Genomic DNA, 16,908 nt, shown 5'->3' on the forward strand with positions numbered 1-16,908 from the left:
TTCAAGCGTTATGTTAGGTTCGTAAGGTCATGTTTAAACAAAAAAAGACAGTAAAAAAACTTGGTTGTTCGACCAAGTTTCTCTTTCCTGTGATTCATTATTCTTCGCTTAACAACGCTTTTCGGGATAGATTTACACGGCCTTGATTATCAATTTCCGTCACTTTCACGTTCATCGTATCCCCGATCTTTACAACATCCTCTACTTTATTTACCCGCTCTTTTGCCAGCTGGGAAATGTGGACGAGTCCGTCTCTTCCTTTAAACAATTCCACAAAAGCTCCGAATTTCTCAATTCGTTTCACTTTTCCTTCGTAGATTTGCCCGACTTCAACCTCGCGGACGATGTCCTCGATCGTCTTTTTCGCTTTTTCATTCGCGCTTGCATCCGTCGAAGAAATGTAGACGGTGCCGTCTTGCTCAATATCTATTTTCACGCCTGTATCTTCGATGATTTGGTTGATCATTTTCCCGCTCGGTCCGATCACATCGCGGATTTTGTCCGGTTTGATATACATAGTGAGGATTTTCGGCGCGTAAGCAGACAATTCCGGGCGCGAAGCGCTAATGACATCAAGCATGCTTTTTAACACTTGCATACGAGCATTTCGTGCTTGCTCAAGGGCTTCTTGCAACACTTCACGAGTAATGCCTTCAATCTTAATGTCCATTTGCAAGGCGGTAATCCCTTCAGATGTTCCGGCCACTTTAAAGTCCATGTCCCCGAGAGCGTCTTCCATCCCTTGAATATCGGTCAACACGGTTACGTCCTCTTCTTCTTTTACAAGTCCCATGGCAATTCCGGCAACAGGTGCTTTGATTGGAACGCCGGCATCCATCATCGCGAGCGTGCTCCCGCAAATGCTTGCTTGTGATGAGGAACCGTTGGATTCCAAAACTTCGGAAACGAGTCGGATCGTGTAAGGAAACGTATCCTCGTCGGGAATGACTCTCTCCAATGCCCGTTCACCAAGTGCGCCGTGCCCGATTTCCCGACGCCCGGGCGCTCTCATCGGGCCTGTCTCGCCCACGCTAAAAGGCGGAAAGTTGTAATGGTGCATAAATCGTTTCGATTCTTCTTCGCCGAGCCCGTCGATGATTTGCACATCCCCGAGGGCGCCCAACGTGCAAACGCTGAGGGCTTGTGTTTGTCCGCGCGTAAATAATCCCGAACCGTGGGTCCGCGGCAAAAGCTGAACTTCAGATGATAGATCACGGATGTCTTCGGGTGTTCGTCCATCGGGACGAATATTTTCTTTCGTGATCAAACGGCGAAATTCTTTTTTGAGAAAGCTTTGCAAAATTTCCTTTACATCTTCGTGATATTCTTCGTCAAAATTGGCGACGATGGAGGCTTCCACTTCTTGAATGGCAACATCACGCGCGTGTTTTTCTTTCACGAGCACGGCTTCTTTCAGTTGCCCCTCGGCTTGATGTCGGACGTCTGCTTCCAAACCCTCATCCGGTTGTTTCAACGTCACTTCCATTTTTTCTTTGCCGCATTGAGCGACGATTTCTTCTTGGAATGTGACAATTCTTTTTATTTCCTCATGGGCAAACAAAATGGCTTCCAACATCTTTTCTTCGGATACCTCGTTGGCACCCGCTTCGACCATGTTAATGGCATCTTTCGTTCCCGCTACCGTAAGCTCCATTTCGCTGTTTTCCGCCTGATCGCTCGTCGGATTGACGACGAATTCGCCATCGACAAGCCCAATTTCCACGCCGGCGATGGGGCCCGCAAACGGGATGTCCGAAATCGAGAGCGCCAGCGAAGATCCAACCATCGCTGCCAGTTCCGGAGATGCGTCCTGGTCCACACTCATCACCGTGCTGATCACCTGGACATCATTGCGGAAACCATCGGGAAACAATGGGCGAATCGGTCGGTCAATAAGCCTGCTCGTCAACGTGGCCGCTTCCGACGGGCGTCCTTCCCGCTTAATAAATCCCCCGGGAATTTTTCCGGCTGCATACAAACGCTCTTCATAATTCACCGTTAATGGAAAGAATGGCAAGTCTTTTGGTTCTTTTGAGCCGGTCGCGGTGGTGAGCACAACGCTGTCGCCGTACTTTACAAGCACCGCGCCATTCGCCTGTTTGGCAAGTTTTCCAACCTCAAAGGTCATCGTGCGACCGCCAATATCGAGGGAAAATACTTGTTGCTCTCCTTCCATATATATACCTCCTTTTCCAATTTCGCCTAGGCAGGCGAATACGTTTTCTATACAATCGCTAATGAGCATAACATGGATTTTCGCTAGTTTTGACGAAAGCCCAAGATCTTCCTATACGAGCATCCATACATTTATATTTTTGATAGTGGAAAAAAAGCGGGATGAACACCCCGCTTTTGGTTTATCCTTTAGCAAGCAGCGGGGAGCCGCTGATAGCAAAGAACACCGTTCAGGGAAAGAATACCCTCCCCCCTGACAGTCTCTGTTATCGACGTAGTCCCAGCTTGCGGATAATATCCCTATACCTTGTAATGTCTTTCTTTCGCAGATACGTGAGCAAGTTACGACGCTTTCCTACCATTTTCAGCAACCCACGACGGGAATGGTGATCTTTGTTATGGGTTTGCAAATGCCCGTTCAATTCGACAATTTGTTCCGTGAGGATAGCGATTTGAACTTCCGGAGAGCCAGTATCTGAATCGTGTACTTTATACGTATCGACAATCTCCTGTTTACGTTCTAGACTTAAGGCCATCCTTTCCACCTCCTTTTCAATTTCTCCACTTCCCTCGCTTACCGCCGGTGGCGCGTGTAAGCCAAGCAAATGGCATTAATAGTCATGGGAACAGACTACAACGAATACAATACATTTTTTTTTATGAGAATGCAAGCATCCGTTCCACTTTTCTTTCATTGAAACCATTATTTTAAGCTTTCTTTCCAATGGTGTTCAAAATAATGATAGGCCACGTCCTTGTCTTCTTCCATTTGGGTAATCAGCGCGTCTGCGGAATCGAATTTTACCTCGGGGCGGAGCATTTTCAACCATTTCATCTCTACGCGTTTTCCGTAAATATCGTCATGAAAGGAGAGAAGATGGGCTTCGATCAACGGCTCCGTTTGCTGTTCATGAAAGGTCGGGCGATACCCAAAACTGCAAACAGCCGGGTAATCCATCCCGTCGATTTGCACATACGCGCAGAATACGCCGACAGGCGGCAACACATATGGGGAATCAAGTGCTATATTCGCGGTCGGAAACCCGATCTCCCGTCCGCGTTTATCCCCTTTCACGACTTCTCCATGCACCGAATGGGGGCGTTTCAGCAATGCATTGGCTTGCTCCAATTCTCCGGATTCAATGTGTTGGCGAATACGGGTGGAGCTTACTTTTTCTCCCCCTCTCTCCCATTTTGTCACAGCGGTCGTTTCAAATTCTCCACGGGCATGGGAAGGCAACGTCTCCATGTTGCCTTTCCCGTATTGGCCGTAAGAAAAGTCAAAGCCGGCAACGGCATGAATGACATGAAGCGGAAGGATATAGCCGTCAACAAATTGTTGTGGCGAAAGAGAGGAGAGTGTTGTGTCAAAAGTGACGATAAAGAACCGATCCACTCCCAATTCCCGTACGCGGGCTTCCTTGATCGGCAAAGGGGTCAGTTCGGGATACTCGTCCCCTTCATAATGCTTGGACAGTACCGTGCGTGGGTGAGGATGAAACGTTAAAACCGCCGCTTCGACCCCCTTTTTTTCTGCTTCCGAGATTGCTGTCCGTATCACTTTTTGATGGCCTTCGTGTACTCCATCGAAATATCCAAGCGCCAGCACCACGGGGGAGCGTGCTTCGCGCTCAGCGGCTGTTAATTCCGCCTGTAAATATTCCACTTCCATATCTTCGGCCTCCTCTACTGGAGGTGAGAGGTGGGAGGTGAGAAGTGGGAGGTCTACATCTCACATCTAACCTCTCACATCTAACTTCCTACGTCCAACCTCAGCATTACATCGGGTTTTATCATGCCTTTCTTGCGAGGATGCGGTGTATAAATCGCAAGGGCTTGTTGTTTTTTTGTGAACACAATTCGCTTCGATCGCGGATAATCACTTGCCGGCAAAACGGCGCCGTTTGTAATTTTTCGTAATTCCCGGTCGCTGACTTCGTAGTGAGGGAAATCCCGGAGCACATGTTCCACGGACAACAGAGGTGCTGCTACTCGTCCTTGTTCTAAACGCTCGTCCATTTCCGATATGCTCACGCACGCATTTTGCTCTATGCCTGCACTCATCGTTCTTCTCAACAACGATAAATGGGCGGGATACCCCAGGCGTTTTCCAGCTTCTACCGCAAGCGTTCGGACATAGGTCCCTTTCGAACAAACGACCGAAAAGGGGATAAAAAGATGACCTTGCTCCGGTGACCAGGAGGGATGCCCGGTGCGGTCGAATGCATAAACCGTAACCGATCGGACCGGACGTTCAACGGTTTCTCCCGCGCGTGCATACTCGTAAAGTCTTTTTCCATTGACTTTCACCGCCGAATACATCGGCGGGACCTGCCGGAGTTCCCCGACGAATGATGCGAATGTTCGTTCCAATTCCTCATTCGGTATCGCTTCACGAACTTCTTGGCGGTCGAGCACCTCTCCCGAAGCATCTTCGGTCGTTGTCGAGCTTCCAAGTGCAATCTTACCTTCGTACGCCTTCTCGCCTTCCATTAAAATGGGCACGAGTTTGGTCGCACGACCGACACAAATGGGAAGAACACCCGTGACATCCGGATCGAGCGTTCCCGTATGCCCGACTTCACGGGTGTTGAACCAACGGCGAGCCAAGAGCACGCAATCGTGTGAAGTCATTCCGGCGGGTTTTTCCAACGGCAATATACCACTAAGGTTCATTGGCTTCTCCACCTATCAGAGGGGTGTCATCCCTCTACTCTTCCTTTTTCAGATCATTGATCAATTTTTCAATCCGATTGCCATAATCGATCGATTCATCAAACGCAAACTCAATATCCGGGGTTTTGCGAAGGGTAATGCGCTTGCCGATTTCTGAGCGAATGAACCCTTTCGCTTGACGGAGCGCCTTCAATGTTTCCCCTTCTTCTTCCGAATCCCCCAACACGGTAACATACACCGTGGCTTGCTGGAGATCACCGGTTACGTCAACCCCTGTAACCGTTACAAACTCCACGCGGGGATCTTTCACCTCCCGCATGAGTATATCGCTTAGTTCTTTTTTTATTTGTTCACCGACACGTTGTGCGCGCATTTGACTCATCGTAAACACTCCTTCTTCTCACTACAGCCATTCATATTGGACCGAATGACATTCCAATCCTTCGCTGCCGTCGATCATTTTAAGCACATGCTCAAGCTCTTTCTCAATCACCTTGCGACTATTATTAATACAGGCAATGGAGAGGGATGTGCGTTGCCATACATCTTGATGGTCCATTTCCGAAATAGAGATATTTAAACGGCGAGCCCGGGTGATAAGGCTTTGCAATATCGAACGTTTTTCCTTTAAGGAATAGCAATCCGGCAAGAAGCATTCACAATGGACGATACCGATCATGTTCGCGGAACTTCTTCCATTACATAAGCTTCCATCGTATCCCCTTCTTGCAAGTCGTTAAATTTCTCTAGCGTAATGCCGCATTCATAATTGTTGCTGACTTCCCGGACGTCGTCCTTAAATCGCTTGAGCTCCGCGATTTTTCCGTCATAAATAACCACACCGTCCCGAAGGACACGCACGTAGGAGTCCCGGGTAACCTTGCCGTCGGTTACATAGCTTCCGGCAATGGTCCCGATTCTCGACACTTTAAACAGTTGACGGACTTCAACGTGCCCGATGACTTTTTCCTCGTATTCCGGATCGAGCAGCCCTTTCATCGCAGATTCAATTTCCTCGATTGCATCGTAAATGACACGGTAGAGGCGTACATCAACTTTTTCTGTTTCTGCCATCCGTTTTGCATTCGCACCGGGCCGTACGTTAAAGCCGATAATCACCGCATTAGAGGCGGAAGCAAGAACGACATCCGATTCTGTTACCGCTCCTACGCCCGTATGAATAATATTGACCTTTGCGCCGGCCACCTCAATTTTTTCAAGGGATCCGCGCACGGCTTCCACAGAGCCTTGCACATCCGCTTTAACGATGATGTTGATTTCTTTAATTTCACCTTCTTGAATTTGGTTATACAAATCATCAAGACTGACACGGGAGGTTTGCCGCCGCCTTGCTTCCTTCGCCCGGACCGCGCGTCCTTCCCCGATTTGTTTTGCCTTCTTCTCATCGGCAAATACGAGGAATTGATCGCCGGCTTGAGGTACATCGTTCAAACCGGTAATTTCCACCGGCGTCGACGGTCCCACGCTTTTTACACGTCGGCCGACATCATTCATCATCGCCCGAATACGACCGTGCGTATACCCGACAACGATGGGGTCACCGACGTTCATCGTACCTCCTTGCACAAGCAATGTTGCAACCGGTCCCCGGCCTTTATCAAGCTCTGCTTCAACAACCGTTCCTTGCGCACGTTTTACCGGATTGGCTTTTAACTCTTCCACTTCCGCTACAAGCAATATCATTTCTAGGAGCTCATCGATGCCTTCCCCTTTTACGGCCGAAACATTAACGAAGATAGTCTCCCCGCCCCATGCTTCAGGGACCAGCTCATATTCCGTTAGTTCTTGCATGATGCGATCGGGATTCGCGTTCTCTTTATCCATTTTGTTTACGGCAACGATAATGGGAACTTCCGCCGCTTTTGCGTGGTTCAGTGCTTCCACCGTTTGCGGCATGACTCCGTCATCGGCAGCGACGACGAGAATGGTGATATCGGTCGCCTGCGCACCGCGCGCCCGCATCGTCGTGAACGCCGCGTGGCCGGGAGTATCAAGAAAGGTGACCTTTTTTCCCCCTTCTTCCACTTGATAAGCACCGATGTGTTGGGTAATGCCGCCGGCTTCCGTATCGGTAACCTTCGTCTTACGAATGCCGTCAAGCAAGGTAGTCTTCCCGTGGTCCACGTGCCCCATGATCGTAACGACCGGAGCTCTTTCTTCAAGATCCGCAGGGTCGCCCTCTTCTTCGTAACGTTCAATATCCAACGGATCGATAATTTCTTCTTCTTCAACTTCTACGCCATAATCACCGGCAATTAACTCAATGGAGGTTTTGTCGAGGTCTTCGTTTTTCGTTGCCATAACCCCCAAACCCATAAGCTTTTTGATGAGTTCAGACGTGTCTTTGTTTAATTTCTCGGCCAATTCCGCTACCGTTAAGCTTCCGGCAAACGTGATTTTGTCAGGCGTTTTCGCGGTTTCTTTTGCACGCCGCTTTTGATTTTTATTGCCTCTCCCCCTGCGACCGGGGCCATAGTTTCCTCCTCGTTGTTGGCCGGGGCGTTGGCGTTTTTGATTTTGCCCTTGATTTCTTTTGTCTTGTTTATTTCGTTGCGCTGGTTTTTTATTGTTATTTTGGTTTTGGGATCGTGTTGAATCATTTGATTGTTTTTCTTTGGTTTGTTTCTGATTTTCGTTTTTCCCCATATTCCCATCCTTTTTCTCTGTTGTTTGATTCTGCTCTAGCTGTTTGATTTGTTCGTCATTAATCACAGACATATGGTTGACCACGTTTATGTTTTTCGCCTTTAAAGCCGAAACGACTTCCTTGCTTGATTTGTTAATGGACTTGGCGTATTCATATACTCGCATTTTCGCCATATAATCAACCTCCAACTTCTATTGGTCTAGCATACGGATCATTTTATCGGAAAATCCTTTATCCGTAATGCCGATGACGACACGCTCGTGCTTTCCGATTGCTTCCCCCATCGCTTGCCGTGTCCCCGCTTGCCTGATTGGTATATGATAATGCCGGCATTTATCGCCCAACCGTTTGTTTGTGTTTGTTGATGCATCATCGGAAATAAGAACAAGATGAAAACGTTGTTTTTTAATGCCGTTAATAACAGTTTCTTCCCCGCTAACAACCCTGTTGGCCCGTGTTGCAAGCCCGAGAAATCGGTAAAAATCTTGTTTCATCTGTTTAATTGAAGACGTTCCGTCTCCAGCCTTTCATACGTTTCTTCATCGACGTTTACTTTTAAATGGCGTGACAAAAGATCTTTCTTTTTGGCAAGTGCGAAACATTCTTCTGTGTTTGTAATGTAAGACCCCCGCCCGTTTTTCTTTCCGGTCGGGTCAACGAATACTTGGCCATCCGTGCCCCGAACGATTCGCACGAGCTCTTTTTTGGCTTTCATTTCGCCGGTTACAATGCATTTTCGCAAAGGGGTTTTACGCTTTTTCATTTTTCTTTCTCCTCTACGTCCTCGGTTTCTGGAAGCTCTTCATAGAGATCGTCATCCAAAACATCTTCTTCTATATATTCATCTTCAGCCCTATCTTTATCATCGATCTCATCCTCTTGGAGAGCGGTGCCCGCTTCCCCTTCATCTTCCCCGGGGACCCGAGCGGTAGCCGGATCGTATAATCCTTGCTCCTCTGCTTCCGAAAGGCTTTTAATATCAATTTTCCAGCCCGTGAGCTTCGCTGCCAAGCGTGCGTTTTGCCCACGCTTTCCAATCGCAAGGGACAATTGGTGATCCGGGACGATCACTAGGGTGCTTTTCGCCTCCTCATCGACTTGAACATCGAGCACATTCGAAGGGCTCAAGGCGTTCCCGATGTAGTTCACAGGGTTATCGGAAAAATGAACAATGTCGATTTTTTCGCCTTTCAGTTCATTAACAATTGCTTGAACGCGTTGACCGCGCTGCCCGACACATGAACCAACGGGATCAACTTCGGGATCTTCCGCATGGACGGAAATTTTTGACCGGTCCCCCGCTTCTCTTGACACCGATCGAATCTCAACAGTTCCATCATATATTTCCGGAACTTCAAGTTCAAATAATCGCTTTAAAAGGCCCGGATGTGTACGTGAAATCATAATTTGCGGACCCTTTGTCGTTTTTTCCACTTTCGTAATGTAAGATTTTATTCGATCGTTATGCGCGTAGGTCTCATTCGGCATCTGTTCGCTTTGCGGAAGGATGGCTTCCACTTTTCCTAAATCAACATAGATAAAACGATGGTCCTGGCGTTGGACGATGCCTGTCATAATATCTTCTTCACGATCGATAAACTCTGAGTAAATGATGCCTCGCTCTGCTTCGCGCACTCGTTGAGTAACCACTTGTTTTGCGGTCTGCGCGGCGATCCTCCCGAAATCTTTCGGTGTTACTTCAATTTCGACGACATCATCAAGCTCATAATGCATGCTTATTTCTCTCGCTGCTTCGACGGTAATCTCCAGCCTGGGGTCGAACACTTCTTCAACCACTTGTTTGCGTGCATACACTTTAATTTCGCCATTGTCACGGTTGATGTCCACGCGTACATTCGGCGCTTGGCTGAAATTTCGTTTGTAAGCCGATATCAACGCCGATTCAATGGCTTCGAGCACGATTTCCTTTTCGATGCCTTTGTCCTCTTCCAATGTTGTCAAAGCATCTAAAAAGTCGCTGTTCATAACTACGTAGTCCCCTTTCAGTGAGTACAGTGAAACTTCCATTAACCAAAGGTAAGATTTCTGAGGACAGCGCTGGGAGCAGTCCTATTCAGGGAGGAAGGAAGAATATCTTCCGGGTTACGTCTACCGACACCTGACCTCCGGGGTTACGGCGTTTATCACCGGGATACACCGATTGCTCTATAATACGGACAAACGTGCATTTGCGATCAAGCGCTCCGGCACTTGAAATGCAACGGTCCGTGTCTTTTCGCGAATGTTGATCGTTATTTCTCCATCTTCATAAGCGGCGAGCTCTCCTGTAAACGTCTTTCTGCCATCGACATGCTCATACGTCTTGAGATAGACGTTCTTGCCGACGGCACCCTGAAAATCCTTTGCATTTTTCAGCGGACGTTCCGCTCCCGGAGAACTCACTTCCAAATAATAAGATCCTTGGATGGGGTCTTCTTCGTCTAGTTTTTGGCTCATCCGTTCACTGACGATGCTACATTCCTCAAGTCCTATGCCGTCTGGATGGTCAATAAACATACGCAACACCCAGTTTTTCCCTTCCTTTTTATATTCCACATCGACAAGCTCCATGTTAAGTTCATCAAGCATAGGTTTCGCGATTGTGGCTATGTTCTCCTTCACGTTTGCAGACATATGCTCCCTCCTTTTCAAAACCGTCCATACGATAAGAAAAACTTGGGCTTAGCCAAGTCCAATAGCGAGCCTTCGTTTTTTGCGAAAAATTCTTTCGAGGTACAAGCAGAAAGAGTGGGTACAGGGCCCACTCTTTTCTCCGTACGTATCCATCTGTTGCCAACGTTAAAATATCACAATTTCCCAACGATTGCAAGTGTCGCGGGGACCGAGGGAGCCCTCTTCGCGTAACATTTCCCTTGCTGTTATTTATTTTTGCCAAAATCGAGTGAACCTAAACCTCGATCCCCAGCATCATCTTTTAGCGTCACAAACACCGAACAACATGCTCATGCGTTTAAAAACCATGTACCGTTGTGGGTGACTGAATGATGTCTACGATCGCGCGTTAGGTCACCAATACCGCTCGTTCTTGCCCTGACATTCCGGCTTTGAAAATGAAGATTCACGGGATCCTCCGTATGCAACTACAGGTGATCGTCTATTTCGGTCGTTCTGCACTAGAATAACGAAAGCTGATTCGAATCCGGCAGACCTTCCAGGCAGCCGCTCGTCTCCAAAATTTGAATGACGTTTTTCGTCGCTTTGCTTTTTTGCTGCAAGTCTTCTTTGGATAAAAACTCTCCATTCGCTCGCGCGTCTACGATGTTTTTGGCGGCATTGGCGCCTACCCCTTCCAACGCGCCAAACGGTGGGATCAATGTGTCTCCATCCACGATGAACGTGCTTGCCTCTGATCGATAAAGATCGATCGCTCCGAACGAAAAACCGCGCTCCGTCATTTCCAACGCCAGTTCTAATACCGTCACCAAGCTTTTTTCTTTTGGTGCCGCATCAAACCCTTTGGCTTGGATGTCTTCGATGCGTGCCCGGATCGCCGCGCTTCCTTTTTGCATCGTGTCAAGCTCGAAATCGCTGGCTCGTACGCTAAAATAAGCAGCGTAGAACAGTATCGGATGGTGGACTTTAAAATAAGCGATTCTTACCGCCATCAGTACATAAGCCGCCGCGTGCGCCTTCGGGAACATATACTTGATTTTCAAACAGGACTGAATGTACCAATCGGGGACGCCGTGCTTTTTCATCTCGTCAATCCATTCTTGTTCCAACCCTCTTCCTTTACGGACGAATTCGGTAATTTTAAAAGCAAGCGATGGTTCCAACCCTTTATAAATGAGATTAACCATAATGTCGTCTCTCAGGCCAATCACGTCTTTCAGTTCACAAATCCCATCGCGGATTAATTCATCCGCATTTCCGAGCCAAACATCGGCCCCGTGGGACAAACCGGAAATTTGCAGAAGCTCGGAAAACTTCTTCGGCTTCGTTTCTTCCAACATTTGCCGAACGAAACGTGTGCCGAACTCCGGAATTCCATAGGTGCCAGTTTTGCACATAATTTGTTCCGGGGTGACGCCGAGCACTTCCGGCCCTTCAAATATACGCATGACGTCGGGATCATCCACGGGAACATCGTTCGGATCGATGCCGCTCAAATCCTGCAACATCCGGATGACCGTCGGATCGTCGTGGCCGAGAATATCGAGTTTTAATAAGTTATCGTCGATAGAGTGAAAATCAAAATGCGTTGTTTTCCAACTCGCATTTTTGTCATCCGCCGGGTATTGGACCGGACAAAAATCGTGGATATCTTTATCTCCGGGGACGACGATGATCCCGCCCGGATGTTGACCGGTGGTTCTTTTCGCTCCGGTGCAACCATGGACGAGGCGGTCAATTTCAGCGCCGCGGATATGGTTAATCTGATGGTCATTTTGGTACCCGCGAACGAACCCATAAGCCGTTTTATCCGCAACCGTGCCGATCGTTCCCGCTCGAAACACTTTATCATCCCCGAACAATTCACGGGTATAGGCATGCGCGCGTGGCTGGTATTCTCCGGAAAAATTTAAATCGATATCAGGGACTTTGTCACCTTTAAAGCCGAGAAACGTTTCGAAGGGAATGTCATGGCCTTCTCGGATATACGTGGCGCCACATTGCTCACAGGATTGATCCGGCAAGTCATACCCCGACGCTACCGACCCATCGTCATAAAAAATGGAATGGCAACAGCCCGGACAAACGTAATGGGGCGGCAACGGATTGACTTCTGTGATATCGGACATCGTCGCCACGAAGGAAGACCCGACTGAACCGCGGGAGCCGACGAGATACCCATCATCCAAGGAGCGTTTGACGAGTTTATGGGAGATCAAATAGATTACGCCGTACCCATGACCGATGATGCTTTCCAATTCCTTTTCCAGACGATCTTCGACAATGGGAGGGAGGTTCTCCCCGTATATCCTTTTTGCTTTTCCATAGGTGAGTGTCCGCATTTCTTCGTCAGCGCCCTCGATGTTTGGCGGGTACAAACCGCTTGGAACCGGGGCGATCGCTTCGATCTCATCGGCGATCTTTTTTGGATATGCGACGACGGCTTGACGCGCCTTTTCTTCCCCTAGGAAAGCAAATGCCTTCAGCATTTCCCCGGTCGTGCGAAAGTGCACCTTCGGCATCGTTTGTTTATTCAACGGGTTCGCTCCGCCTTGAGAGGAGACGAGGATTTTTCGATAGATATGATCTTCCGGTTCTAAATAATGGACATTTCCGGTAGCGACGACCGGTATTGACAGACGTTCGCCAACGTCGTACAACTTTCGCATAATGTCCAAGAGTTGCGCTTCACTTCTAATGATGTCTTTTTCCAATAGATGGCCATGGATCTCCGGCGGCTGAATTTCAATAAAATCATAGAAACGCGCCGCCTTCTCTGCTTCTTCGGCAGATTTTTGCATCATTGTTTCAAAGACTTCCCCCTGCTCACAGCCCGTGCCGACCAGCAACCCTTCTCTATACTGGACAAGCTTTGAACGCGGGATTCGCGGTGTTCGGAAAAAATACGATAAATGGGACAAGGACACGAGTTGATACAAGTTTTTCAAGCCTTCTTGATTTTGAACGAGAATCGTGCAATGGGAAGGTCTGTTTTTATAAAAATCGCCTTGACCAATATTTTCATTAAGTTGACGATGCTGATCAATGCCCTGTTCCTTGGCGTCCCGGACCATTTTCATAAAAAGGTACGCCGTGGCTTCCGTATCATAAATAGCGCGGTGGTGACTGACAAGTTCAATATCAAACGCTTTGCATAACGTGTTCAGCCGATGATTTTTCATATTGGGAAATAAAAATCGGGCAAATTCCAACGTGTCGACGACCGGTTGTTCCACCTCAGGCCAGCCTTCTTTTTTATAACCGGCGTTGATAAACCCGATATCAAAGCTTGCGTTATGTGCGACAAGGCCCGCGTCGCCGACAAAGTCCGCAAACTGTTGCAAGACATCGCTGACCTCGGGGGCATCTTTCAGCATTTCATCGGTAATACCGGTAAGTTCAGTGATCTTCGCGGGTAAGGGGACATGCGGCTGTGCAAATGATTCAAAACGATCGACAATCTCACCGTTCGCCACTTTTACGGCAGCCAATTCAATGATCGTATCATAGACAGCCGAGAGCCCGGTCGTCTCCACATCAAAGACGACAAACGTTGATGCAGCTAGATCTCGTTCGCTCTCGTTGTACGCGATCGGCACACCATCATCAACGAGATAAGCTTCCATTCCGTAAAGCAGTTTTATATCATTTTTTTTAGCTGCCGCGTAAGCTTCGGGGAAGGCCTGCACGACTCCGTGATCCGTAATCGCGACAGCTTTATGCCCCCACTCTGCTGCCTTTTCCACAATTTCACTCGGAGTTGCCACGCCGTCCATTTGGCTCATCGTCGTATGCGCGTGCAATTCAATTCGTTTATCATCTTCAGGGGCTTCATCCATCCGCCGCGCAATTTGAACTTCCGTGACGTCATTGGCAATCATAACGAGGTCACGAACAAACGTATCATCTTGAATGCCCCCCCTTGCTTTCAACCACTTGCCCGCTTTCACTTCATTAAATAGCGGGATGTCCTCCTTATCTCTGGAAAACATTTTCACAAGCAAAGAGTCTGTGTAATCGGTCAGTTTAAACGTTAATAGCATTCGACCGCTTCTTAGCTCACGCGTTTCTGCCTGAAACACGTATCCCTGAATCGTCACTCGCCGTTCTTCATCCTGGATGGACGCAAGCGGGAGGGGCTCCTCTTTTATCGGGTAACCGATTTGTAGGCTTTTTTTCGCTTTCGGTTCCGCTTGTTGTTCCTTTTTTTGTTGTTCCATCATTGCTTCAATGACTTTGGATTGTTCTTCTTCTTTTTTTTGCTCTAAAAAGCGGGTTTCTTCCTCGGTAGCCACTTCGACTTTGGGGGAAAAGGTAAGCGCTTCGAACCCTAACGATTCCATCGCGGCCTCCAAAACAGGTCCTGCCTGTTTGGAAAGGGAATTGGCTTCCACTTCACTGTGGCACGTAAGAATCAAGGAACGTCCGTTTACAGCCGGTTCGGATCGTTCCAGCTTCAGGGCGATATGATCGGGGAGGTCTCGGGCTTTGGCAATGATCGCGGGCCAATACGGTGTCACTTGTTCGGGGGGAATGCTGCCTTCATCATAAACGATGGAAAAATCTATCGAGGCCATTTCCCGGAATCCTGCATCCAGCTTTTCCTTCAACAGTTGGATCGCGAACGCATTTACCGGCTTGTCCAACCTGAATGTAAAATGCCATTTGCGTGCTTCCCGATAAACATCTAATTTTTCGATGCGCCCAGAGTGTAGCTCTGATTGATAAACATCTTCAGGGATCCCAATCTGTTCCATAAGAAGTTGAAACCGTTCATACCGAACAGCGCTGTCATCCATAGGCAAACCGACCGTCCTTTCTTTCTGGAGGTGAGAGGTGAGAAGTTAGAAAAACCTTTAACCCTCAACCCCGTCCGTGTGTCCAAGTATAAGACTAGCATCAATCATACCTCTAAAGGGTGGATTTCCACTCTGAGAGGGACGATTTTTGCGTAATTGTACCCCAAATGGGTCGCATATCACGCTGTGATCTGAGTTTCTGGAATAGAGTACTAGAACCTCACCCAGCTAAACCCTTTTACCATCCGATATCGTTTAAGTACGCGGATAAGTTTTCTGCTTGTACTTCCGTTACTTCGCCTGTTTTTCTGTCTTTTACTTCGATGATACCTTCACTGGCTTTTTTGCCGGCAGCGACGCGAATGGGTATACCGTAGAGATCGGCATCCTTAAACTTCACGCCTGCCCGTTCTTTGCGGTCGTCAAATAGAACGTCATAGCCTTCTGCCTGAAGCGCCTCGTAAAGGTTATCCCCGATCGTCAATTGTGCTTCATCTTTCGGATTGATGACGAGCAAATGCAAATCAAACGGCGCAATTGCTTTTGGCCAAATGATGCCGTCTTCGTCGTGGTGCTGCTCCACAACGGCAGCTAACGTACGGCTGACGCCAATGCCGTAGCAGCCCATTTGCATCGGCCTGCTTTTGCCGTTTTCATCCAGAAACTGGGCACCCAAAGCTTCCGAATATTTCGTTCCGAGGCTGAATACTTGTCCAACTTCAATGCCTTCGGCAAACTGAATTGTTCCTTCACCGTCGGGGGAAGGATCTCCTTCCTGGATGATGCGAAAATCGGCAAAAACGTCGACGTGAAAATCACGACGATGGTCGACATTGACATAAAAAGCCTCATCTTGATTACCGCCGCAAATGGCATTGACGAGGGGCCGGATCGATTGATCGGCGACAATTGTTACATTTGACGGCGCTTCCACCGGTCCAATGAAAGCCGAAGATGTGCCGAATTGTTCATGCACTTGTGTACCCGTCGCCATTTCGACGTCTAAGGTGTCAAAATGGTTGCTGACTTTCACATCGCTGATTTCGTGATTGCCCCGTGTAAGAATGAAAACGGGGGCTTTGTCAATATAAAAAAGCCGGCCGGTAATCACCGAAGACATGGGCAGGCCAGCGGCAGTTGCTGCCGCTTCTCCGCTTTTATATCCTTTTTCAACCGAAAGAGCTTCCGACGTTCCTTCCTGTTCCCTGTCAGGCGGAGATACAGCCGCTATTTCAATGTTTGCGGCGTAATCGGAGTGATCGGAATAAGCGATTGTGTCCTCGCCGACATCGGAAAGCGCCATAAATTCATGCGTGCCCCCGGTGCCTCCGATGGCACCCGCATCTGCTTCCACCGCGCGTACATCAAGCCCGCAGCGACGAAAAATATGCTTGTACGTGTCATACATAACTTCATAGGTTTCGGCGAGTGCTTCTTCCGAGGTTTCAAATGAATAAGCATCTTTCATAATAAATTCCCGACCTCGCAACAAACCAAAACGCGGACGACGTTCGTCCCGATATTTTGTTTGTATTTGATACACATTGATCGGCAATCGCTTGTAAGAGTGGATACCATCGCGAACGACAGAGGTGATCACTTCTTCATGGGTGGGACCGAGGACGAAACGACGATCGTGCCGGTCGTTGAGCCTCATTAGCTCCGGTCCGTAATCATCCAAGCGACCGGACTCTTCCCAAAGTTCAGCCGGTTGGACCGCCGGCATTAATAATTCTTGTGCCCCCGCGCGATTCATTTCCTCTCTAATGATCGCTTGGATCTTGTGCAATACCCGGGTGCCGAGCGGCAAATATGTATAAATACCAGCTGCCGTTTGCCGCATTAATCCGGCACGCAACATCAATTGATGGCTGATGGTTTCCGCATCCGCGGGCACATCTCGCATCGTTGGACTGAAAAACGTTTGTTGTCTCATGCGCTGAACCCCTCCCTTTC

The 16,908-nt window shown here is 48.4% G+C and carries 13 protein-coding genes; all 13 read right to left on the bottom strand.

Features of this window, described 5'->3' with window-relative positions:
• Positions 1-97: 97 nt before the first annotated feature.
• A complete protein-coding gene (pnp, locus tag DT065_RS03050) occupies positions 98-2,176 on the bottom strand; it encodes a polyribonucleotide nucleotidyltransferase (RefSeq protein WP_114370769.1) in 2,079 nt (692 codons plus the stop codon).
• Positions 2,177-2,441: 265 nt separating this feature from the next.
• Entirely contained in the window at positions 2,442-2,711 is a 270-nt protein-coding gene (gene rpsO / locus DT065_RS03055; RefSeq protein ID WP_114370771.1) for a 30S ribosomal protein S15, read from the bottom strand.
• Between the two features lie 167 nt (positions 2,712-2,878).
• The gene (gene ribF / locus DT065_RS03060) at positions 2,879-3,847 is read right to left on the bottom strand and encodes a riboflavin biosynthesis protein RibF (protein WP_114370773.1); all 969 of its coding nucleotides are present in this window, start codon (positions 3,845-3,847) and stop codon (positions 2,879-2,881) included.
• Between the two features lie 80 nt (positions 3,848-3,927).
• Positions 3,928-4,851 (bottom strand): tRNA pseudouridine(55) synthase TruB, encoded by a 924-nt coding sequence (truB, locus tag DT065_RS03065; protein WP_114370774.1) that lies wholly within the window; start codon positions 4,849-4,851, stop codon positions 3,928-3,930.
• 34 nt (positions 4,852-4,885) lie between these two features.
• Positions 4,886-5,233, bottom strand: coding sequence for a 30S ribosome-binding factor RbfA (gene rbfA, locus DT065_RS03070; RefSeq protein WP_114370776.1), 348 nt, complete (start codon positions 5,231-5,233; stop codon positions 4,886-4,888).
• 21 nt (positions 5,234-5,254) lie between these two features.
• Positions 5,255-5,530: a DUF503 domain-containing protein gene (locus DT065_RS03075; RefSeq protein WP_114370778.1), complete on the bottom strand. Its 276-nt coding sequence runs from the start codon at positions 5,528-5,530 to the stop codon at positions 5,255-5,257.
• Positions 5,527-7,692, bottom strand: a complete 2,166-nt coding sequence (infB, locus tag DT065_RS03080) for a translation initiation factor IF-2 (RefSeq protein WP_114370780.1) — start codon at positions 7,690-7,692, stop codon at positions 5,527-5,529. Before infB ends, DT065_RS03075 begins: the two co-directional genes overlap by 4 nt.
• Positions 7,693-7,710: 18 nt before the next feature.
• Positions 7,711-8,013: a YlxQ family RNA-binding protein gene (locus DT065_RS03085; RefSeq protein ID WP_114370782.1), complete on the bottom strand. Its 303-nt coding sequence runs from the start codon at positions 8,011-8,013 to the stop codon at positions 7,711-7,713.
• On the bottom strand, positions 8,010-8,282 hold the full coding sequence (gene rnpM, locus DT065_RS03090; protein WP_114370784.1) for an RNase P modulator RnpM: 273 nt from the start codon (positions 8,280-8,282) through the stop codon (positions 8,010-8,012). Before rnpM ends, DT065_RS03085 begins: the two co-directional genes overlap by 4 nt.
• Positions 8,279-9,505 (bottom strand): transcription termination factor NusA, encoded by a 1,227-nt coding sequence (gene nusA, locus DT065_RS03095; protein WP_114370786.1) that lies wholly within the window; start codon positions 9,503-9,505, stop codon positions 8,279-8,281. Before nusA ends, rnpM begins: the two co-directional genes overlap by 4 nt.
• A 180-nt stretch (positions 9,506-9,685) precedes the next feature.
• Positions 9,686-10,153, bottom strand: a complete 468-nt coding sequence (rimP, locus tag DT065_RS03100) for a ribosome maturation factor RimP (RefSeq protein ID WP_114370787.1) — start codon at positions 10,151-10,153, stop codon at positions 9,686-9,688.
• Positions 10,154-10,653: 500 nt separating this feature from the next.
• Positions 10,654-14,952: a PolC-type DNA polymerase III gene (locus tag DT065_RS03105; RefSeq protein ID WP_114370789.1), complete on the bottom strand. Its 4,299-nt coding sequence runs from the start codon at positions 14,950-14,952 to the stop codon at positions 10,654-10,656.
• A gap of 238 nt (positions 14,953-15,190) precedes the next feature.
• Positions 15,191-16,888 carry a proline--tRNA ligase gene (locus DT065_RS03110; RefSeq protein WP_114370791.1) on the bottom strand — a complete coding sequence of 566 codons (1,698 nt, stop codon included), beginning with the start codon at positions 16,886-16,888 and terminating at the stop codon, positions 15,191-15,193.
• Between the last annotated feature and the right edge of the window lie 20 nt (positions 16,889-16,908).

The organism is Salicibibacter kimchii, assembly GCF_003336365.1.
In the GTDB taxonomy this organism is placed as follows: domain Bacteria; phylum Bacillota; class Bacilli; order Bacillales; family Marinococcaceae; genus Salicibibacter; species Salicibibacter kimchii.